Here is a 17,123-nt window from a genome sequence, read left to right as displayed (position 1 = left end):
GCACAGGTTCGCCCCGCCCTGTGCGGTCTCTCCCCGGGGTCCGGGGGTCGCCCCCCGGGAAGACACAGCACAGGTCCGCCCCGCCCCGCGCGCTCCGCGCCGGGTGTCCGGGGCGGACTCCGCCTATGTCCGGCGCGGACAACGACACACCCCCAACACTCCCGAACGGCGCATGCCCGCCCCCCTCCCCCGCGCCTAGCCTGCGGAGTAAAGAGAACACGTAGCGTCCAAAGCACCCCCAGGAGCCCCTCATGACCGCAATCCCGCAGGAGCGCCGCGTCGTCACCGCCATTCCCGGGCCGAAGTCGATCGAGCTGCAGGCCCGCCGTACCGCCGCGGTCGCCGGCGGTGTGGGGTCCGTGCTGCCCGTCTTCACCGCCCGCGCCGGCGGCGGTGTCATCGAGGACGTGGACGGCAACCGCCTCATCGACTTCGGTTCCGGTATCGCCGTGACCTCCGTCGGCGCCTCCGCCGAGGCCGTCGTACGCCGGGCCTCCGCGCAGCTCGCGGACTTCACCCACACCTGTTTCATGGTCACGCCCTACGAGGGGTACGTGGAGGTCGCCGAGGCCCTCGCCGAGCTGACCCCTGGTGACCACGCGAAGAAGTCCGCGCTGTTCAACTCCGGCGCCGAGGCCGTCGAGAACGCCGTCAAGATCGCCCGCGCCTACACCAAGCGCCAGGCGGTCGTCGTCTTCGACCACGGCTACCACGGCCGCACCAACCTCACGATGGCGCTGACCGCCAAGAACATGCCGTACAAGCAGGGCTTCGGGCCGTTCGCGCCCGAGGTCTACCGGGTGCCCGTGGCCTACGGCTACCGCTGGCCGACGGGTGCCGAGAACGCCGGTGCCGAGGCGTCCGCCCAGGCCATCGACATGATCAACAAGCAGGTCGGCGCCGACAACGTCGCCGCGATCATCATCGAGCCGGTCCTCGGCGAGGGCGGCTTCATCGAGCCGGCCAAGGGCTTCCTGCCCGCGATCGCGCAGTTCGCGAAGGACAACGGGATCGTCTTCGTCGCGGACGAGATCCAGTCCGGCTTCTGCCGCACCGGCCAGTGGTTCGCCTGTGAGGACGAGGGCATCGTCCCCGACCTGATCACCACGGCCAAGGGCATCGCGGGCGGTCTGCCGCTCGCCGCCGTCACGGGCCGCGCCGAGATCATGGACGCCCCGCACGCGGGCGGCCTCGGTGGCACCTACGGCGGCAACCCGGTTGCCTGTGCCGGTGCGCTCGGCGCCATCGAGACCATGAAGGAGCTCGACCTCAACGGCAGGGCCAAGCACATCGAGCAGGTCATGAAGGGCCGCCTCGCCGCGATGGCCGAGAAGTTCGACATCATCGGCGACATCCGCGGCCGCGGCGCGATGATCGCGATCGAGCTGGTCAAGGACCGGGACACCAAGGAGCCGAACGCGGAAGCGACCGCCGCGCTCGCCAAGGCCTGCCACGCCGAGGGTCTGCTCGTCCTCACCTGTGGCACGTACGGCAACGTGCTGCGCTTCCTGCCCCCGCTGGTGATCGGCGAGGACCTGCTCAACGAGGGTCTGGACATCATCGAGCAGGCCTTCGCCGGCGTCTGACGGGGGTCTGACCGGCGGTAACGGTCGGGGCCTGTGAAGACTCTGTGGGGGGGCGATGGCGGGATGGAGATCCGCCTGTCGGTGACCCAGCGCCTGCCGTACGGTTTCTGCAGATGAGAGAAACACCCCGCTCGCAGGGGACTGCGGGCGACTCCAGGGCGGAGCCTCCCCAGCCCCGACCTGGTCGTGCCCTCGCGCACACCACTGGAGCCTCTGGCTCCGGAACTCCTCACCGATCGGATGGCCGCCCGCCCCAAACCCCCCGGGGCGTGCGGCACACCGGTCCGGCCGGCCGGCTCGGAACCACCCCCCCTGTTCCGAGGCGGCCGGCTTCTCTATTTCCGGCGCTTCCGGCGCTTCTGACGCTGTGCGTCGCTCTCTTCACGCTGATCACCTGGCAGGTGGCCGCCAACGGGCCACTGCGGTCCCTGGACGAACGCGTCGAACTCAGGATCGCCGGCCGCGGCCCCCAGGCACTGGCCGATCGGCTCGCAGACCTCGGCAGCATGCAGGTCGCCCTTCCGGTCCTGGCCGTGGCGGTCGGGTACGCCCTGCGCCATCGCCGCGGGACCGACGCCCTGTACGCCGGGCTCACCATGGCCGCCGTTCCCGCGCTCGTCGTTCCGCTGAAGGCGCTGATCGACCGTCAGGGCCCGCTCACCGAGGCGGTCGGCTTCTACCCGTCGGGCCACACGGCGACCGCGATGGTCGCGTACTGCGGCGCTGCGCTGCTCGTATCGGTGCGGCTGATGCCCGTCGCCGTCCTGCTGACGGGGGCGACGGGCATCGGCCTGCTGTTGCGCGGCTACCACTGGCCCCTCGATGTGCTGGCCAGTTGCTGCCTGGGCGGGGCGCTGCTGCTGATCAGCTCCATGGGTAGGCGTCGAAGTTCTTCGAGAACTCCCACTGGTTGTAGCGGTCCCAGTTGACCGACCAGGTCATCAGGCCGCGCAGCGACGGCCAGCTGCCATGGGTCTGGTACGAGCCGCAACTCACCTTCTTCGTCAGGCAGTCCAGCGCCTTGTTCACCTCGGCGGGCGCGGTGTGGCCGTTGCCCGCCTGGGTGGAGGCGGGCAGTCCGATCGCCACCTGCTCGGGGCGCAGGGCCGGGAAGACCCTGGTGGTGTCGCCGGCGACCGGGAAGCCTGTCAGCAGCATGTCGGTCATGGCGATGTGGAAGTCGGCGCCGCCCATCGAGTGGTACTGGTTGTCCAGGCCCATGATCGAGCCCGAATTGTAGTCCTGGACGTGCAGCAGCGTCAGGTCGTCGCGCAGGGCGTGGATGACCGGCAGGTAGGCGCCCGCCCTCGGGTCCTGGCCGCCCCAGGGGCCCGAGCCGTAGTACTGGTAGCCCAGCTGTACGAAGAAGGTCTCCGGGGCCATGGTGAGCACGAAGTCGGAGCCGTACTTCGCCTTGAGGGTCTTGACCGCCGAGATCAGATTGACGATCACCGGCGAGGTCGGGGAGCGGAAGTCCGTGTCGCCGGTGTTCAGCGACAGTGAGTGGCCCTCGAAGTCGATGTCGAGGCCGTCGAGTCCGTACTCGTCGATGATCTTCGAGACCGAGGAGACGAAGGTGTCGCGGGCGGCTGTGGTGCTGAGCTGCACCTGGCCGTTGGCGCCGCCGATGGAGATCAGCACCTTCTTGCCCGCGGCCTGCTTGGCCTTGATGGCGGCCTTGAAGTCGGCGAGGGACTCGACGTTCGGGCACTCGGAGGCCGGGCAGAAGCTGAAGCGGATCTCGCCCGATGTGACGGACGTCGGTTCGCCGAAGGCGAGGTTGATGATGTCCCAGGAGTCGGGCACGTCCGCCATGCGTGTGTAGCCGGAGCCGTTGGCGAAGCTGGCGTGCAGATAGCCGACAAGGGCATGGGCCGGGAGGCCGGTGCCCGGGTTGCCGCCGCTGGTGGTCGTCGCGCTGACGGCGGCGGACTTCGGGGACTCTCCGGCGCTGTTCGTCGCGGTGACCTGGAAGCTGTACGAGGTGGAGGGGGCGAGCCCGGTGGCGGTGGCCGAAGTCCCGCTGACGGAATGGACCTTGGTGCCGCCGCGGTAGACGTTGTAGCCGGTGGCGCCGGAGACCGGGGACCAGCTCAGCGGGACCGAGCTGGAGCCGGGGGATCCGGCGGTCAGGCCGGTGGGGGCGGCCGGTGTCTGGACCGGGTCGCCGCCCGGGCCGAGCAGGGAGAGGTCGTCGGCGCCGTAGGCGGGGGTGCCGTACCAGCCGTGCGTGTAGATGGTCACCGAGGTGGTCGAGGCGCCGGTGCGGAAGGTCGTCGAGAGCTTCTGCCAGCTCGGCGCCGACGCCGTCCAGGTGGAGACGTCGCTCGTGCCGGTGCCGGAGGCGCCGAGGTAGACATAGCTGCCCTGGACCCAGGCGCTGAGCGTGTAGTCGGAGTTGGGCTTGACGGTGACGGTCTGGCTGCACTTGGCGTTGTCGCTGCCCGCGGGTGTGGCCTTGAGTGCGGAACTGCCGCCGTGGACCGGCGAGTTGACGACGGCGCCGCTGCCCGCCGTGCAGCTCCAGCCGTCGAGACCCGTCTCGAAGCCGCCGTTGCGCGCGAGTTCGGTGTCTGCCGCCCCGGCCGAGGCCGCCGTGGCAACGAGTCCGCTGATGGCGAGGGCGGCCGCCGCGAGGGCAGCCGGAAGTCTGGTGCGGTCCACAACTGCCTCCGGGCATGGGGGGATTGAGTGGGAGCGCGCTCAACATGGTCCAGACCAATCAATGTTGTCAAGACCTCTGGCAGCGCCCGGCTCCCCTCACTCCCCCCATGCCCGGAGCATCCGAAAACGTGCGACCTCTCTAGCTGTCGAAGCCGAGGCCGAGCCTGTCCATCGCCTTCAGCCACACATTGCGGCGGCCGCCATTGGCGTCCGCCCTGGCCAGCGCCCATTTGGTGAGACCGATACCGGCCCAGGCGACGGGCTCCGGCGGGAACGGCAGCGGCTTGCTGCGCACCATCTCCAGCTCCGTGCGCTCGGTCGGCTGCCCGGAGAGCAGATCGAGCATGACGTCCGCGCCGAAGCGGGTCGCGCCGACGCCCAGACCCGTGTAGCCGGCCGCGTAGGCGACCTTGCCGCCGTGCGCGGTTCCGAAGAAGGCCGAGAAGCGCGAACACGTGTCGATCGCACCGCCCCAGGCATGGCTGAAGCGCAGCCCCTCCAGCTGCGGGAAGCAGCGGAAGAAGTGGCCGGCGAGCTTCAGATAGGTCTCGGGCCGGTGGTCCATCTCGGCGCTGACCCTGCCGCCGTACGGATAGATCGCGTCGTAGCCACCCCAGAGGATGCGGTGGTCGGCGGTGATCCGGAAGTAGTGGAACTGGTTCGCGCTGTCGCCCAGTCCCTGCCGGCGCTTCCAGCCGATCGCGGCGAGCTGCTCCGGGCTGAGAGGTTCGGTCATCAGGGCGTAGTCGTAGACCGGGACGGTGTACGCGCGCACCCGCTTGACCAGGGACGGGAAGACGTTCGTGCCGAGCGCGACCTGGCGTGCGAAGACCCGGCCGTAGGGGGTGCGGACCGCCATCCCCGGGCCGGACGCAGCGAGTTGCTGCCCGCTGGTGTTCTCGTAGATCCGTACGCCGAGGTCCAGGCAGGCTTGCTTCAGACCCCAGGCGAGCTTGGCCGGATGCAGCATCGCGACACCGCGCCGGTCCCACAGGCCGCCGAGGAAGGTCGGGGAGTTCACCTCGGCCCGTACCGCGTCCTGGTCGAGGAGTTCGAGCCCGGTGAAGCCGAGCTGTGTCGCCTCCTCGTACATCTCCCGGAGCTCTTCGGCCTGGTGGGGCTCGGTGGCGACGTCGATCTCACCGGTGCGCTCGAAGTCGCAGTCGATGGAGTACGTGGCGACCGCCGCCTCGATGGCGTCGAGATTGCGGCCGCCGAGCTCCTCCAGCTTCGCCATGTCCCCGGGCCAGCGGGCGAGTCCGTTGCCGAGGCCGTGGGTGAGCGATGCGGCGCAGAAGCCGCCGTTGCGGCCCGAGGCGGCCCAGCCCACCTCGCGCCCCTCGATCAGTACGACGTTCCGCCCGGGGTCGCGCTCCTTGGCGAGCAGCGCGGTCCACAGTCCGCTGTATCCGCCGCCGACGACGAGGAGGTCACAGTGCTCGTCGCCGGTCAGTGCCGGCAGTGCGCCGGGCTTCGCGGGGTCGTCCAGCCAGTAGGAGACGGGCTGGGCGTCGGAGAGTGATGAGGCAAAGGTCATGGCAGCTGGGGCCATGGTTTCCACTCCTTCGGAGCTACTTGGACAAGGCGCTGTTCTTCCGCCTGCCGCTGATGATCTGGCCACCGGCCACGATCAGCACGGCGATGGCGAACATCGCTGTGCCGATGACATTGATCTGGACGGGCGTGCCGCGCTGCGCCGAGCCCCACACGAACATGGGGAAGGTGACGGTGTTGCCCGAGTTGAAGTTGGTGATGATGAAGTCGTCGAAGGAGAGCGCGAACGCGAGCATCGCGCCGGCCGCGATGCCGGGAGCGGCGATCGGCAGCGTGACCCGTACGAAGGTCTGCACAGGTCCCGCGTACAGGTCGCGCGCGGCCTCCTCGAGGCGCGGGTCCATCGACAGCACACGCGCCTTGACCGCGACCACCACGAAGCTGAGGCAGAACATGGTGTGCGCGATGAGGATGGTCCAGAAGCCCAGCTCCGCGCCCAGGTTGAGGAACAGCGTGAGCAGGGATGCGGCCATGACGACCTCGGGCATCGCCATCGGCAGGAAGATCAGCGAGTTGACCGCGCCACGCGCCCGGAAGCGGTAGCGGACCAGCGCGAAGGCGATCATCGAGCCAAGGACGGTCGCGCCGATGGTGGCCCACAGCGCGAGCTGGAGGGACAGGGAGAGCGAGCCGCACATGTCGGCGACTCCGCACGGGTCCTTCCAGGCGTCGGTGGAGAACTCCTGCCAGGAGTAGTTGAACCGCCCGGCGGGCTTGTTGAACGAGAACACCATCACGACGATGTTCGGCAGGATCAGGTACGCGAGCGTGAGCAGCCCCGCGATGACCACAAGGTTGTTCCGTATCCAGCGCATCAGACCAGGTCCTCCGTTCCGGCCCGGCGGATGTAGACGGTGACCATGATCAGCACGACCGCCATGAGAATGAACGACAGCGCGGCCGCGGTCGGGTAGTCGAGCACCCTCAGGAACTGCGACTGGATGACGTTGCCGACCATCTTGGTGTCGGTGGAGCCGAGCAGTTCGGCATTCACGTAGTCACCGCTGGCCGGGATGAAGGTCAGCAGGGTGCCGGAGACGACACCGGGCATGGACAGCGGGAAGGTCACCTTGCGGAAGGTGGTGGACCCCTTCGCGTACAGGTCCCCCGCCGCCTCGTGGAGCCGCGGGTCGATCCGCTCCAGCGAGGTGTACAGCGGCAGGATCATGAACGGCAGGAAGTTGTACGTCAGACCGCAGACCACCGCGAGCGGGGTGGCGAGCAGCCGGTTGCCCTCGGTCATTCCGAGCCAGCCGGTGACGTCCAGGAAGCCGACGCTGTCCAGCACGTTCACCACCGGGCCGCCGTCCGCGAGGATCGTCTTCCAGGCGAGCGTACGGATCAGGAAGCTGGTGAAGAACGGTGCGATGACCAGCACCAGCAGCAGGTTGCGCCAGCGGCCCGCCTTGAACGCGATCAGATACGCGAGCGGGTAGCCGAGCAGCAGACACAGGATCGTGGCCGTGCCGGCGTAGAGCACCGAGCGCAGGAACTGCGGGTAGTACTCGGTCAGCGCGTCCCAGTAGGTCTGGAAGTGCCAGGTGACCTTGAAGCCCCCTTCGAGGGAGCCCGTCTGCACGGATGTCGAGGCCTGGTAGACCAGCGGCAGCGCGAAGAAGACGATCAGCCAGAGGATGCCGGGCAGCAGCAGCCAGTACGGGACAAGCTTGCGGCGTACGGACGGTTTGTGGACGACCGGCTCGACGGCGGGCGAGGCGGGCGGTGCCTCGGTGACGGTCATGGCGTCTCCTCCACCGTCTCCACACCGGCGTCGATGTCCTGGGCGGCGTCCAGACCGAAGGTGTGCTCCGGGTTCCAGTGCAGGACGACCTCGGCGCCGGGCACCAGGCGCGGGTCCCGCTCGATGTTCTGTACGTACACCTCAAGCTCCGGGCAGACCGGGCTGTCGATGACGAACTGGGTGGAGACACCGATGAAGCTGGAGTCGGCGATCGTGCCGGTGAACCGGTTGCGGCCGTCGTTGATCGTGCCCGCGTCGTCCGCGTGCGCCAGCGATATCTTCTCCGGGCGCACGCCGACCAGCAGCTTCCCGCCGGTGCGGGGCTGGGTGGCGCAGCGCTGGGCGGGCAGCCGCAGCTTGGCGTCGGCGGCCGTGACGATGACCTCGCCGCCGCTGTTGGACGCGACCTCGGCCTCGATGAGGTTGGAGGTGCCCAGGAAGTTGGCGACAAAAGTGGTCTGCGGGTTCTCGTAGAGCTCGGCGGGCGCGCCGAGCTGCTCGACCCGTCCGCCGCTCATGACCGCGACCGTGTCGGCCATGGTCATGGCCTCCTCCTGGTCGTGGGTGACATGTACGAAGGTGATGCCGACCTCGGTCTGGATGCGCTTGAGCTCCAGCTGCATCTGGCGGCGCAGCTTGAGGTCGAGGGCGCCGAGGGGCTCGTCGAGGAGCAGCACCTGGGGGTGGTTGATGAGCGCGCGGGCCACGGCGACGCGCTGCTGCTGGCCGCCGGAGAGCTGGTGCGGCTTGCGCTTGGCGAAGTCGCCGAGCTCGACGAGGTCGAGCATGTCGCCGACCTGCTTCTTCACCGACTTGATGCCGCGCCTGCGCAGTCCGAAGGCGACGTTCTCGTAGATGTCGAGGTGCGGGAAGAGCGCATAGCTCTGGAAGACGGTGTTGACGGGGCGTTTGTACGGCGGCAGGCCGGTAACGTCCTTGTCGCCGAGGAACACCGTTCCGGTGCTCGGGTCCTCAAGACCGGCGATCATCCGCAGGGTGGTGGTCTTTCCGCAGCCGGAAGCGCCGAGCAGGGCGAAGAACGAGCCCTGCGGGATGGTCAGATCGAGCGGATGGACGGCCGTGAAACTGCCGAAGGTCTTGCTGATCCCGGAGAGGCGGACGTCGCCGCCCTCTGTCTTTTCAGTCATGGGTCGCGGTCCCAGTGGTGTCGAGGGGAGCAGGGGGGGCAGATCAGGCGCCGATGAGCTTGGCGAACTTCTCTTCGTACGCCTTCTCCTCCGCGCTGCTGAGCGAGCGGAAGGCGTGGGACTTGGCGGCCATGGCCTTGTCCGGGAGGATCAGCGTGTTCTCGGCAAGCGACTTGTCTATCTTGGTGAGTTCGGCGGCGACGCCCTCGACCGGGCACACATAGTTGATGTACGCGGCGAGCTGGGCGGCGACGGGGAGCTCGTAGTAGTAGTCGATCAGCCGGGTGGCGTTCTTCTGGTGCCTGGCGTTGGCCGGGACCAGCAGATTGTCGGACGAGGTCATGTAACCGGCCGCCGGGATCGAGAACTTGATGTCGGGGTTGTCGACCTGGAGCTGAATGAGGTCACCGGCCCAGGCGAGACAGGCGGCGATATCGCCCTTGTCCAGGTCCGAGGTGTAGTCGTTGCCCGTGAAGCGCCGGATCTGCTTCTTGTCGACGCCCTTCTGGAGCCGGCCGATCGCCGCGTCGTAGTCGGCGTCGTTGACCTTGGCCGGGTCTTTGCCCATGTCGAGAAGGGTCATGCCGACCGAGTCACGCATCTCGGTGAGGAAGCCGACCCGGCCCTTGAGCGTGGGGTCGTCCAGGAGCTGCGTGACGGAGTCGACCTTCTTGCCGCCGGTCGCCTTGGCGTTGTAGGCGATGACGGTCGAAATGCCGGTCCACGGGTAGGAGTAGGCGCGACCCGGGTCCCAGTCGGGGCTGCGGAACTGGGGGGAGAGATTGGCGTACGCGTGCGGAAGCAGCGAGGCGTCGAGCTTCTGCACCCAGCCGAGCCGGATCATCCGCGCCGCCAGCCAGTCGGTGACGCATATCAGGTCGCGGCCGGTGTCCTGGCCCGCGGCGAGCTGCGGCTGGATCTTTCCGAAGAACTCGACGTTGTCGTTGATGTCCTCGGTGTACTTGACCTTGATACCGGTCCGCTTGGTGAACTGCTCCAGCGTGGGACGGTGCTTCTCGTCCTCGCTGACGTCCATGTACTCGGTCCAGTTGGAGAAGCTGATCCGCTTCTCCGCACTGGAGTGGTCGTCCGAGACCGCTCCCTCTCCCTCGCGCTTCGCGGGCGGGATGCCGCAGGCGCTGAGAGAGGCGAGGCCGCCGACGGTGAGCGCGCCTATACCACCGGCGCGCAGCATCGAACGGCGGGTGAGGGCGCCCCGGCCGCTGGTGATGCTGCGTCGCATCGCTGCCAGTTGGGCTGCGGACAGGACGTCCGGCTCGTGCTGATCCATGCGCTGTGCCCTTTCGGGATGGTGCCGCCGGTCGAGCGGCGCTGGGCTGGCTATCGGTCCCCGAAGATGGTGCGGTGCCAGTCCTTCCTGGCTACCGCGGTGTTGTCGTACATCACGTGCTTGACCTGCGTGTACTCCTCGAAGGAGTACGCCGACATGTCCTTTCCGAAGCCAGAGGCCTTGTATCCGCCATGAGGCATCTCGCTGATGATCGGAATGTGGTCGTTGACCCAGACGCACCCCGCCTTGATCTCGCGGGTGGCGCGGTTCGCGCGGAACACGTCGCGGCTCCAGGCGGAGGCGGCGAGGCCGTAGGGGGTGTCGTTGGCCAGCGCGATGCCTTCGTCGTCGGAGTCGAAGGGGAGGACGACGAGGACCGGACCGAAGATCTCGGACTGGACGATCTCGCTGTCCTGGGCTGCGCCGGCGACGAGGGTGGGCCGGTAGTAGGCGCCCTTCTCCAGGTCACCGCCCGGGGCTTCGCCGCCGGTGACGACCGTGGCGTAGGCGCGGGCACGGTCGACGAAGCCCGCGACGCGGTCGCGCTGGAGGTGCGAGACGAGCGGGCCGAGGTCGGTGGCGGGGTCGAGGGGGTCACCGAGGCGGACGCCCGCCATCAGATCGGCGACACCGCTGACGAAGGCGTCGTACAGCGGCCGCTGCACATAGGCGCGGGTGGCGGCCGTGCAGTCCTGGCCGGAGTTGATCAGCGAGCCGGCAACGGCGCCGTGGATCGCGGCCTCCAGGTCGGCGTCGTCGAAGACCACGAAGGGGGCCTTGCCGCCGAGCTCCAGATGCAGGCGCTTGACGGTGGCGGTGGCGATCTCGGCGACGCGCTTGCCGACGGGGGTCGAACCGGTGAAGGAGGTCATGGCGACATCGGGGTGCCCGACGAGATGCTCGCCCGCGTCCTTGCCCGCGCCGTTGACGATGTTGACCACGCCGTCGGGGATCCCGGCCGCCTTGGCGGCCTCGGCGAACATCAGCGAGGTCAGCGGGGTGATCTCGGCGGGCTTGAGGACGATGGTGTTGCCCGCGGCGATGGCCGGGAGGACCTTCCAGGCAGCCATCTGGAGCGGGTAGTTCCAGGGAGCGATGGAGCCGACGACTCCGATCGGCTCCCGGCGTACGTACGAGGTGTGGTCACCGCTGTACTCACCGGCCGACTGCCCCTGGAGATGGCGCGCGGCGCCCGCGAAGAAGGCCGTGTTGTCGACGGTGCCCGGGACGTCGAACTCGGTGGTGAGCCGGATCGGCTTGCCGCACTGGAGGGACTCGGCGTACGCGAGGTCGGCGGACTGCTCCGCGAGGACGGAGGCGAAGCGGTGCAGGGCGTCGGAGCGCTCGCCCGGGGTGGCGCCCGCCCAGCCGGGGAAGGCATCGCGGGCAGCGGCGACGGCCGCGTCGACATCGGCGGTGGCTGCCAGCTCGTAGCTGTGGACCGTCTCCCCGGTGGCCGGGTCGACGATGTCCTGCGTACGTCCTGAGGTGCCGGGCCGCAGCCGCCCGCCGATGTACTGCGCGCCGTCGGCGTAGCGGTCCCGCGCCTGGAAGCGGTTGCTCATGAAGCTCTCCGTTGTTCCAGCTCGAATTGAGTGCCGATCCTGACAGAGCAACCCGTCTCCAACAAGGGATTCCGTTGTTGCCTTTTGGTTACGCGACGGAATCGGTCGACCATGTGTCGGGTCATGGCGACAAAAGGCGTACGGAGTGTCAGTGCTGGATGCCAGACTCGCGTGCATGGGGATGGAAGAGCTGATCCAGCAGGTCAGCAGCGACAAGCGAGTGAAGTTTCTGCACTTCTGGGGGCACGCGCCGCGCCGGGACGGGAGCATCGGCCCGAGCTGTCTCAGCCAGTGGTGGCCGTCACCGTTCGTGGTCGACGGCGTGCGGTACGCCACGGCGGAGCACTGGATGATGGCGGGCAAGGCACGGCTCTTCGGCGACGCGGAGGCCGAGCGGCAGGCGCTCACCGCGACCAGCCCTGCCGCGGCCAAGCGGGCCGGGCGGCTGGTGCGCGGTTTCGACGACGCGATATGGGAGCGCGAGCGGTTCGCGATCGTGCGCTCGGGCAGTGTGCACAAGTTCGGACAGCATGCCGAGCTGCGCGACTATCTGCTGGGCACGGGGGACCGGGTGCTCGTGGAGGCCAGCCCGCTCGACCGGGTGTGGGGCATCGGGCTGGCCGCGGACGACGAGCGGGCGCAGGATCCCGCGCGCTGGCGCGGGCTCAATCTGCTGGGGTTCGCGCTGATGGAGGCACGGGAGGAGCTACGGAAGCGCGGGTGACGGGGTGACCGGGGCTCCGCCCCGGCAAGATCGGCCGGACAGGGCTTAGCGGGCCACGTCCTGGAGCACGAGCGTGTTCGAGTAGTCGCCGTAGCGGTCGTCCCTGTTCCGCTCGTCGTTGACCGCCTTGGTGATGCCCCAGATCATCAGGCCCACGACGACCAGGCCGAGCACGATGCCGATGGAGCCGGTGATGATGCCCGCGAGCGCCATGCCGCCGTTGGTCGCCTCGCCGCGCTGGGCGCGCTTGCGGCCCAGGATGCCGAAGATCAGGCCGAGCACGCCGAGGACGATCGACACGACTCCGTACAGACAGAACAGGCAGATCGACAGGATGCCGAGCACCATCGCGGTGATGCCCATGCCGTTCGCCGGCTGGGCCTGCCAGCCCGGCTGGCTGTAGCTCTGGTAGCCCGGGTATCCGGGGTAGCCGCCGTACAGATCACCGGTACCGACACCGGGCTGCGGGAGGCTCGGGGCTGCGGGGTAGCCGTAGGGACCCGCGACGGGCTGAGCAGGTCCGCCCGGGGCTATCGGGGGCGGCGGCACGGTACCCGCGTCGGGAACCGGACCGGCACCCGGCATCGACGTGACGGTCGGCTGGTCGTGCACCGGCGACGTCGGCGGGCGCTGGGCGGCGGGCTTGTCCAGCGGCACCCTGTTCTGTGCCGAACCGCTCTCCGGCGGAGCCCACGGATCGCGGTCGCGGGGCTCGGACCCGCCCGTCGGCTGGGCCTGGTTGTCTGACATTGTTCTCCCCCATCGTGGTTCGCCGTCATGCTACGGCCCCTCACCCTGTCCCCGGCCGGGCACCCTACGATGATCCCTGACCCGAGCGGCGCATTGAACACGGAGGACCCCGATGACCGATCTGCACCCCTTCATCGCGGGGCTCCCCAAGGCCGAACTGCATGTGCACCACGTCGGCTCGGCTTCGCCGCGCATCGTCGCCGAACTGGCCGCCCGCCACCCCGACTCGAAGGTCCCCACCGACCCCGAGGCGCTCGCGGACTACTTCACGTTCACCGACTTCGCGCACTTCATCGAGGTCTATCTCTCGGTCGTGGACCTGATCCGCACCCCCGAGGACGTACGGCTGCTGACCTTCGAGGTGGCCCGTGACATGGCTCGCCAGAACATCCGCTACGCCGAGCTGACCATCACGCCCTTCAGCTCGACCCGCCGCGGCATCGACGAGAAGGCCTTCATGGCGGCGATCGAGGACGCCCGCCGGGCGGCCGAGGCCGAGCTCGGTGTCGTACTGCGCTGGTGCTTCGACATCCCCGGCGAGGCCGGGCTCGAAGCGGCCGAGGAGACCGCACGACTCGCTGTGGACCTGCACCCCGAGGGCCTGGTCTCCTTCGGACTCGGCGGCCCGGAGATCGGTGTACCGCGCCCGCAGTTCAAGCCGTACTTCGACCGTGCGATCGCGGCGGGACTGCACTCCGTGCCGCACGCCGGGGAGACGACGGGACCGGGGACCATCTGGGACGCGCTGAACGACCTGCGCGCCGAGCGCATCGGCCACGGCACCAGCGCAACGCAGGACCCGAAGCTGCTCGCCCATCTCGCGGAGCACCGGATCGCGCTGGAGGTCTGCCCGACCTCGAACATCGCCACCCGCGCGGTCGCCGACCTCGACCAGCACCCCATCAAGGAGATGGTCGCCGCCGGAGTGCTGGTGACGATCAACAGCGACGACCCGCCGATGTTCGGCACCGACCTGAACAACGAGTACGCGGTCGCCGCCCGGCTGCTGGAACTGGACGAGCGCGGACTCGCCGGCCTCGCCAAGAACGCCTTGGACGCGTCCTTCCTCGACCCGGCGGGCAAGGCGCGCATCGCGGCCGAGATCGACACCTACACCGCTGCCTGGCTCGCGCGCTGAGCGAACCCGACAATGGGCCCCATGCGCAGAGTCAGTGTTGTCGGCCATCGCGGCGATCCGTACCGCGTCCGTGAGAACACCCTTCCCTCGCTCCGCTCCGCCCTCGAACAGGGCGCGGACGCGGTGGAGATCGACGTACGCCTCACCCGTGACGACGTGCCGGTGCTGCTGCACGACGACTCGCTGAAACGGCTGTGGGGCCACGACCGGCCCCTCGCCGGACTCACCCGGGACGAGCTGCACGAGCTCACCGGCGGCGGGGTGCCCACGTTGAGCGAGGCTCTGAACGCCCTCGGATCGCACCGCGTGATGATCGATCTGCCCGGCGCCTCGAAGGAGTCGGTGCGGACCGTGGTGGGCACGGTCCGCGAGTGCGGCGCGGGCGAGCGGGTGTACTACTGCGCGGGCCCGGTCACCATGCTCACGGTGCGCGCGGCCGACCCGTCGGCCGAGATCGCGATGACGTGGACGTCCCTGGCCCCGCCGCGGCCCGCGCTGCTTGCCGCCGTGGGGCCGCGCTGGCTCAACTACCGGTTCAGCCTGCTCGGCCAGGAGCTGACGGACCGTATCCACCGGGACGGCATGCTCGTCTCGGCCTGGGTGGCGGACACCCGGCGCAGCATGCGACGGCTGGTCCGGTACGGCGTCGACTCGATCACCACCAACCGTGTCGACGCGCTGCACGGTGTTGTCACCCCGCGGCCGAACTCGTAGGCCTGAACCAGGCCTGAACTAGGCCGCGACGGCGGCCGGTTCGGGACCGGCCGCCTGTCCCGTCAAGGCCTCCAGCTGCTTGATCTTCCGGCGCAGGACGTACAGCGGGATCACTCCGAACACCCCGAACGACATGTCGACGACCGACCACCAGACGGGGATCCCGCGGATCGGACCGCAGATCAGGGCGAGCGGGATGATCCCGGCGCAGGCGATCATCCCGAACTCGACGACCCAGATGTTCCGTACGGGATCGCGGTACGGGCCGTAGAAGGCGACCGCGATCACGAGGTGGGCGAAGGCGAGCCAGTCCGTTCCGTACAGCACGAAGGGGTACTTCTCGTCGGTGGCGTCCAGCCCGGCCCGTACCCGCTCGATCCACTCCATCAGCGCCGGGAATGGCCCGCCGGTCCCCAGCGAGTTCAACAGGTCTTCCAGCCAGTGCAGTTCGTGCACCAGGGGGAAGGCCGTCAGCCCGCTCAGCACCAGGCAGACGATGAAGACGATCAACCACACGCGTATGCGCCGCAACAGGGCTCGCTCGCTCATGACCGCAGCGTACGCCCGTTGTGAACGCGTTCAAAAGCGGGGGGTCCCCGTGATCCGGCGCGCGATCGCGTGCGAGACGACCGTGGCACCTGCGGCCAGTACCAGGCCTGTTGCCGCGTCACGGGCCCGTGCAGGGCGGAGCACTCCCCCGCGTCGCAGTCGGCCGCGCGCCCAGAGCGCGAACGGGACCACGAGCAGCGGCGAGGTCGCCGAGCCCGGGGTGTAGCCGCGTACCGCCGCGGCCTGGGCGAGATGGACGAGGCTGTGGAGGCCGAAGCCGTTCAGCACGGCCTGATAGAAGCCGGACCGGCCGCCGGAGTGCCGGCCCGCGACTGCGGCGGACGCGACGATCGCACCCATCACCCCGACGGCGACGGCGAATTCGCGTTCGTCGACCGACTCCATCGAGCGCCAGAGCCTCTCGGGCACGCCGGGGAAGCGTTTGCGCAGCACAGGGACGTTCTCCCGTATCCAGCGCGGCCCCGTGGCCAACTCTTCGGCGTCGTGCAGCAGCCAGGCCGCGAACAGCCCGTAGGTGACAGCGGAGTTCACGTGATCCTCGCTCATGATCGCGAGTCTGCTACAGCCCGACGATGGAGTTCCACCCCTTCGCGAACGGTGCCCGAACGCTGCGTCGATCCGTGCGGAACCCGCCCGACACCCCACCGTCATGGACATGTGTCTATACTTACTGGACATCTGTCCATGAACTGAGGATCCGCGATGAACACAACGGCAAACGTCCTGGTCGGCCTGGTGGCCGCGCTGCACATCTACATCCTGGTTCTGGAGATGTTCCTCTGGGAGCGCAGGCCCGGCCGCGAGCTCTCCGGCTTCGACGCGGAAATGGCCCGCGCGACCGCCCCGCTCGCCGCGAACCAGGGGCTCTACAACGGCTTTCTCGCCGCGGGCCTGATCTGGGGCCTGATAGCCGCCGACCCGACGGGATACCGCGTCCAGGTCTTCTTCCTCAGCTGTGTGCTCGTCGCGGGCCTGTACGGCGGCTTCACCGCGAACCGGCGCATCCTGGTGGCGCAGGCGCTGCCCGGCGCGCTCGCGCTGGCGGCCGTGCTGGTGGCGGGATGAGCGCCCCCGCGGGAGACCCGCGCGCCGAACGTACCCGGGCCAGGCTGCGCGAGGCTCTACTGGAGGAGTGCGCCGAGCGTCCGCTCGCGGAGGTCCGCGTCGCGGCGCTGGTCCGCAGGGCGGGCCTGGGCCGGGCCACGTTCTACCTGCACTACCCGGACCTCGACGCCCTGGCGGTCGACGCCTGCGCCGAGGTCGTACGGGACGCGGTGGACGCCCTTCACGCCTGGCGAGGTACCCCGGATCCGGCCGCTCCCCCGCCGGCCCTGACGGACTTCTTCCGGGACCTTGCCCCGCACGCCGCGCTCTACCGCACGCTGCTCCACGAGGGCGGCAGCGGCCCCCTGGGCGATCTGCTCCACCGCGAACTGCGCGAGCGCAGCCGCAGGGAGCGCGAGCTGGCCGGAGCGCCGTCCGCGCCCCTGATCGCCTCGGCGGTGGCGGCGACCTTCGCGGGCGTCCTGGCGGACTGGCTGCACGGGGCGATCGAGGCGACGCCGGAGCTGATGGCGGCCCAGATCTGGTGCCTGCTGCTGGCGTTGCACCGCACGCCCGTGGCACAGACGGCATGAGAACGGGGCGCGGGAAACAGTCCCCGCGCCCCGTCAACAAG

The 17,123-nt window shown here is 69.3% G+C and carries 17 protein-coding genes; 7 read left to right on the top strand and 10 right to left on the bottom strand.

Annotated features, from left to right (window positions below; genetic code table 11):
* Positions 1 to 251 precede the first annotated feature (251 nt).
* Positions 252 to 1,586, top strand: a complete 1,335-nt coding sequence (gene gabT / locus OOK40_RS32920) for a 4-aminobutyrate--2-oxoglutarate transaminase (RefSeq protein ID WP_266488933.1) — start codon at positions 252 to 254, stop codon at positions 1,584 to 1,586.
* 401 nt (positions 1,587 to 1,987) lie between these two features.
* Positions 1,988 to 2,515 (top strand): phosphatase PAP2 family protein, encoded by a 528-nt coding sequence (locus OOK40_RS35380; RefSeq protein ID WP_323136142.1) that lies wholly within the window; start codon positions 1,988 to 1,990, stop codon positions 2,513 to 2,515.
* On the opposite strand, the gene OOK40_RS32910 is transcribed toward OOK40_RS35380, so the two are convergent.
* The 7 genes from OOK40_RS32910 to OOK40_RS32880 form a co-directional block, all read right to left on the bottom strand.
* Complete coding sequence (locus tag OOK40_RS32910; protein WP_266488931.1) at positions 2,451 to 4,250, bottom strand: chitinase; 1,800 nt, start codon at positions 4,248 to 4,250, stop codon at positions 2,451 to 2,453. The two genes, OOK40_RS35380 and OOK40_RS32910, sit on opposite strands and share 65 nt — an antisense overlap.
* Positions 4,251 to 4,389: 139 nt before the next feature.
* Positions 4,390 to 5,802: an FAD-binding oxidoreductase gene (locus OOK40_RS32905; protein ID WP_266488930.1), complete on the bottom strand. Its 1,413-nt coding sequence runs from the start codon at positions 5,800 to 5,802 to the stop codon at positions 4,390 to 4,392.
* A 19-nt stretch (positions 5,803 to 5,821) separates the two neighbouring features.
* A complete protein-coding gene (locus OOK40_RS32900; RefSeq protein WP_266488929.1) occupies positions 5,822 to 6,619 on the bottom strand; it encodes an ABC transporter permease in 798 nt (265 codons plus the stop codon).
* The gene (locus tag OOK40_RS32895; RefSeq protein WP_266488928.1) at positions 6,619 to 7,545 is read right to left on the bottom strand and encodes an ABC transporter permease; all 927 of its coding nucleotides are present in this window, start codon (positions 7,543 to 7,545) and stop codon (positions 6,619 to 6,621) included. Before OOK40_RS32895 ends, OOK40_RS32900 begins: the two co-directional genes overlap by 1 nt.
* Positions 7,542 to 8,693 (bottom strand): ABC transporter ATP-binding protein, encoded by a 1,152-nt coding sequence (locus OOK40_RS32890; RefSeq protein WP_266488925.1) that lies wholly within the window; start codon positions 8,691 to 8,693, stop codon positions 7,542 to 7,544. Before OOK40_RS32890 ends, OOK40_RS32895 begins: the two co-directional genes overlap by 4 nt.
* Before the next feature lie 43 nt (positions 8,694 to 8,736).
* Entirely contained in the window at positions 8,737 to 9,984 is a 1,248-nt protein-coding gene (locus OOK40_RS32885) for a PotD/PotF family extracellular solute-binding protein (RefSeq protein ID WP_266488924.1), read from the bottom strand.
* A gap of 50 nt (positions 9,985 to 10,034) precedes the next feature.
* The gene (locus OOK40_RS32880; protein ID WP_266488922.1) at positions 10,035 to 11,549 is read right to left on the bottom strand and encodes a gamma-aminobutyraldehyde dehydrogenase; all 1,515 of its coding nucleotides are present in this window, start codon (positions 11,547 to 11,549) and stop codon (positions 10,035 to 10,037) included.
* Between the two features lie 175 nt (positions 11,550 to 11,724).
* Here OOK40_RS32880 and OOK40_RS32875 point away from each other — a divergent pair, with 175 nt between their 5' ends.
* Entirely contained in the window at positions 11,725 to 12,273 is a 549-nt protein-coding gene (locus OOK40_RS32875) for an NADAR family protein (RefSeq protein ID WP_266488920.1), read from the top strand.
* Positions 12,274 to 12,318: 45 nt separating this feature from the next.
* On the opposite strand, the gene OOK40_RS32870 is transcribed toward OOK40_RS32875, so the two are convergent.
* The gene (locus tag OOK40_RS32870; protein WP_266488917.1) at positions 12,319 to 13,023 is read right to left on the bottom strand and encodes a DUF4190 domain-containing protein; all 705 of its coding nucleotides are present in this window, start codon (positions 13,021 to 13,023) and stop codon (positions 12,319 to 12,321) included.
* Positions 13,024 to 13,135: 112 nt separating this feature from the next.
* On the opposite strand from OOK40_RS32870, the gene OOK40_RS32865 reads away from it, so the two are divergent.
* Both OOK40_RS32865 and OOK40_RS32860 read left to right on the top strand, forming a co-directional pair.
* Positions 13,136 to 14,161, top strand: a complete 1,026-nt coding sequence (locus OOK40_RS32865) for an adenosine deaminase (RefSeq protein WP_266488914.1) — start codon at positions 13,136 to 13,138, stop codon at positions 14,159 to 14,161.
* Positions 14,162 to 14,182: 21 nt separating this feature from the next.
* Entirely contained in the window at positions 14,183 to 14,875 is a 693-nt protein-coding gene (locus OOK40_RS32860; RefSeq protein ID WP_266488912.1) for a glycerophosphodiester phosphodiesterase, read from the top strand.
* Positions 14,876 to 14,893: 18 nt separating this feature from the next.
* Here the strand turns inward: OOK40_RS32860 and OOK40_RS32855 are convergent, their stop codons facing one another.
* Positions 14,894 to 15,424, bottom strand: a complete 531-nt coding sequence (locus OOK40_RS32855; protein ID WP_266488909.1) for a hypothetical protein — start codon at positions 15,422 to 15,424, stop codon at positions 14,894 to 14,896.
* A gap of 30 nt (positions 15,425 to 15,454) precedes the next feature.
* Entirely contained in the window at positions 15,455 to 15,991 is a 537-nt protein-coding gene (locus tag OOK40_RS32850; RefSeq protein WP_266488907.1) for an HXXEE domain-containing protein, read from the bottom strand.
* 156 nt (positions 15,992 to 16,147) lie between these two features.
* Between OOK40_RS32850 and OOK40_RS32845 the strand changes: the two genes are divergently transcribed.
* Both OOK40_RS32845 and OOK40_RS32840 read left to right on the top strand, forming a co-directional pair.
* Positions 16,148 to 16,510 (top strand): DUF1304 domain-containing protein, encoded by a 363-nt coding sequence (locus OOK40_RS32845; protein WP_266488906.1) that lies wholly within the window; start codon positions 16,148 to 16,150, stop codon positions 16,508 to 16,510.
* Positions 16,507 to 17,082, top strand: a complete 576-nt coding sequence (locus tag OOK40_RS32840) for a TetR/AcrR family transcriptional regulator (RefSeq protein ID WP_266488904.1) — start codon at positions 16,507 to 16,509, stop codon at positions 17,080 to 17,082. The genes OOK40_RS32845 and OOK40_RS32840 overlap by 4 nt, the downstream gene beginning before the upstream one ends.
* Positions 17,083 to 17,123 lie beyond the last annotated feature (41 nt).

The sequence above is a fragment of the Streptomyces sp. NBC_01481 genome (assembly GCF_026339995.1).
Classification (GTDB): Bacteria; Actinomycetota; Actinomycetes; order Streptomycetales; family Streptomycetaceae; genus Streptomyces.
This window is presented reverse-complemented; position numbering and strand designations above follow the sequence as displayed.

What these genes read in the sequence shown, in the direction of transcription:
- OOK40_RS32865 (WP_266488914.1), top strand. Translation starts at nt 13,136, where the DNA reads ATGACCGATCTGCACCCCTTCATCGCGGGGCTCCCCAAGGCCGAACTG.
- OOK40_RS32850 (WP_266488907.1), bottom strand. Translation starts at nt 15,991, where the DNA reads ATGAGCGAGGATCACGTGAACTCCGCTGTCACCTACGGGCTGTTCGCG.
- OOK40_RS32905 (WP_266488930.1), bottom strand. Translation starts at nt 5,802, where the DNA reads ATGGCCCCAGCTGCCATGACCTTTGCCTCATCACTCTCCGACGCCCAG.
- OOK40_RS32880 (WP_266488922.1), bottom strand. Translation starts at nt 11,549, where the DNA reads ATGAGCAACCGCTTCCAGGCGCGGGACCGCTACGCCGACGGCGCGCAG.
- gabT (WP_266488933.1), top strand. Translation starts at nt 252, where the DNA reads ATGACCGCAATCCCGCAGGAGCGCCGCGTCGTCACCGCCATTCCCGGG.
- OOK40_RS32840 (WP_266488904.1), top strand. Translation starts at nt 16,507, where the DNA reads ATGAGCGCCCCCGCGGGAGACCCGCGCGCCGAACGTACCCGGGCCAGG.
- OOK40_RS32890 (WP_266488925.1), bottom strand. Translation starts at nt 8,693, where the DNA reads ATGACTGAAAAGACAGAGGGCGGCGACGTCCGCCTCTCCGGGATCAGC.
- OOK40_RS32875 (WP_266488920.1), top strand. Translation starts at nt 11,725, where the DNA reads ATGGGGATGGAAGAGCTGATCCAGCAGGTCAGCAGCGACAAGCGAGTG.
- OOK40_RS32845 (WP_266488906.1), top strand. Translation starts at nt 16,148, where the DNA reads ATGAACACAACGGCAAACGTCCTGGTCGGCCTGGTGGCCGCGCTGCAC.
- OOK40_RS32855 (WP_266488909.1), bottom strand. Translation starts at nt 15,424, where the DNA reads ATGAGCGAGCGAGCCCTGTTGCGGCGCATACGCGTGTGGTTGATCGTC.
- OOK40_RS32900 (WP_266488929.1), bottom strand. Translation starts at nt 6,619, where the DNA reads ATGCGCTGGATACGGAACAACCTTGTGGTCATCGCGGGGCTGCTCACG.
- OOK40_RS32870 (WP_266488917.1), bottom strand. Translation starts at nt 13,023, where the DNA reads ATGTCAGACAACCAGGCCCAGCCGACGGGCGGGTCCGAGCCCCGCGAC.
- OOK40_RS32860 (WP_266488912.1), top strand. Translation starts at nt 14,183, where the DNA reads ATGCGCAGAGTCAGTGTTGTCGGCCATCGCGGCGATCCGTACCGCGTC.
- OOK40_RS32885 (WP_266488924.1), bottom strand. Translation starts at nt 9,984, where the DNA reads ATGGATCAGCACGAGCCGGACGTCCTGTCCGCAGCCCAACTGGCAGCG.
- OOK40_RS32895 (WP_266488928.1), bottom strand. Translation starts at nt 7,545, where the DNA reads ATGACCGTCACCGAGGCACCGCCCGCCTCGCCCGCCGTCGAGCCGGTC.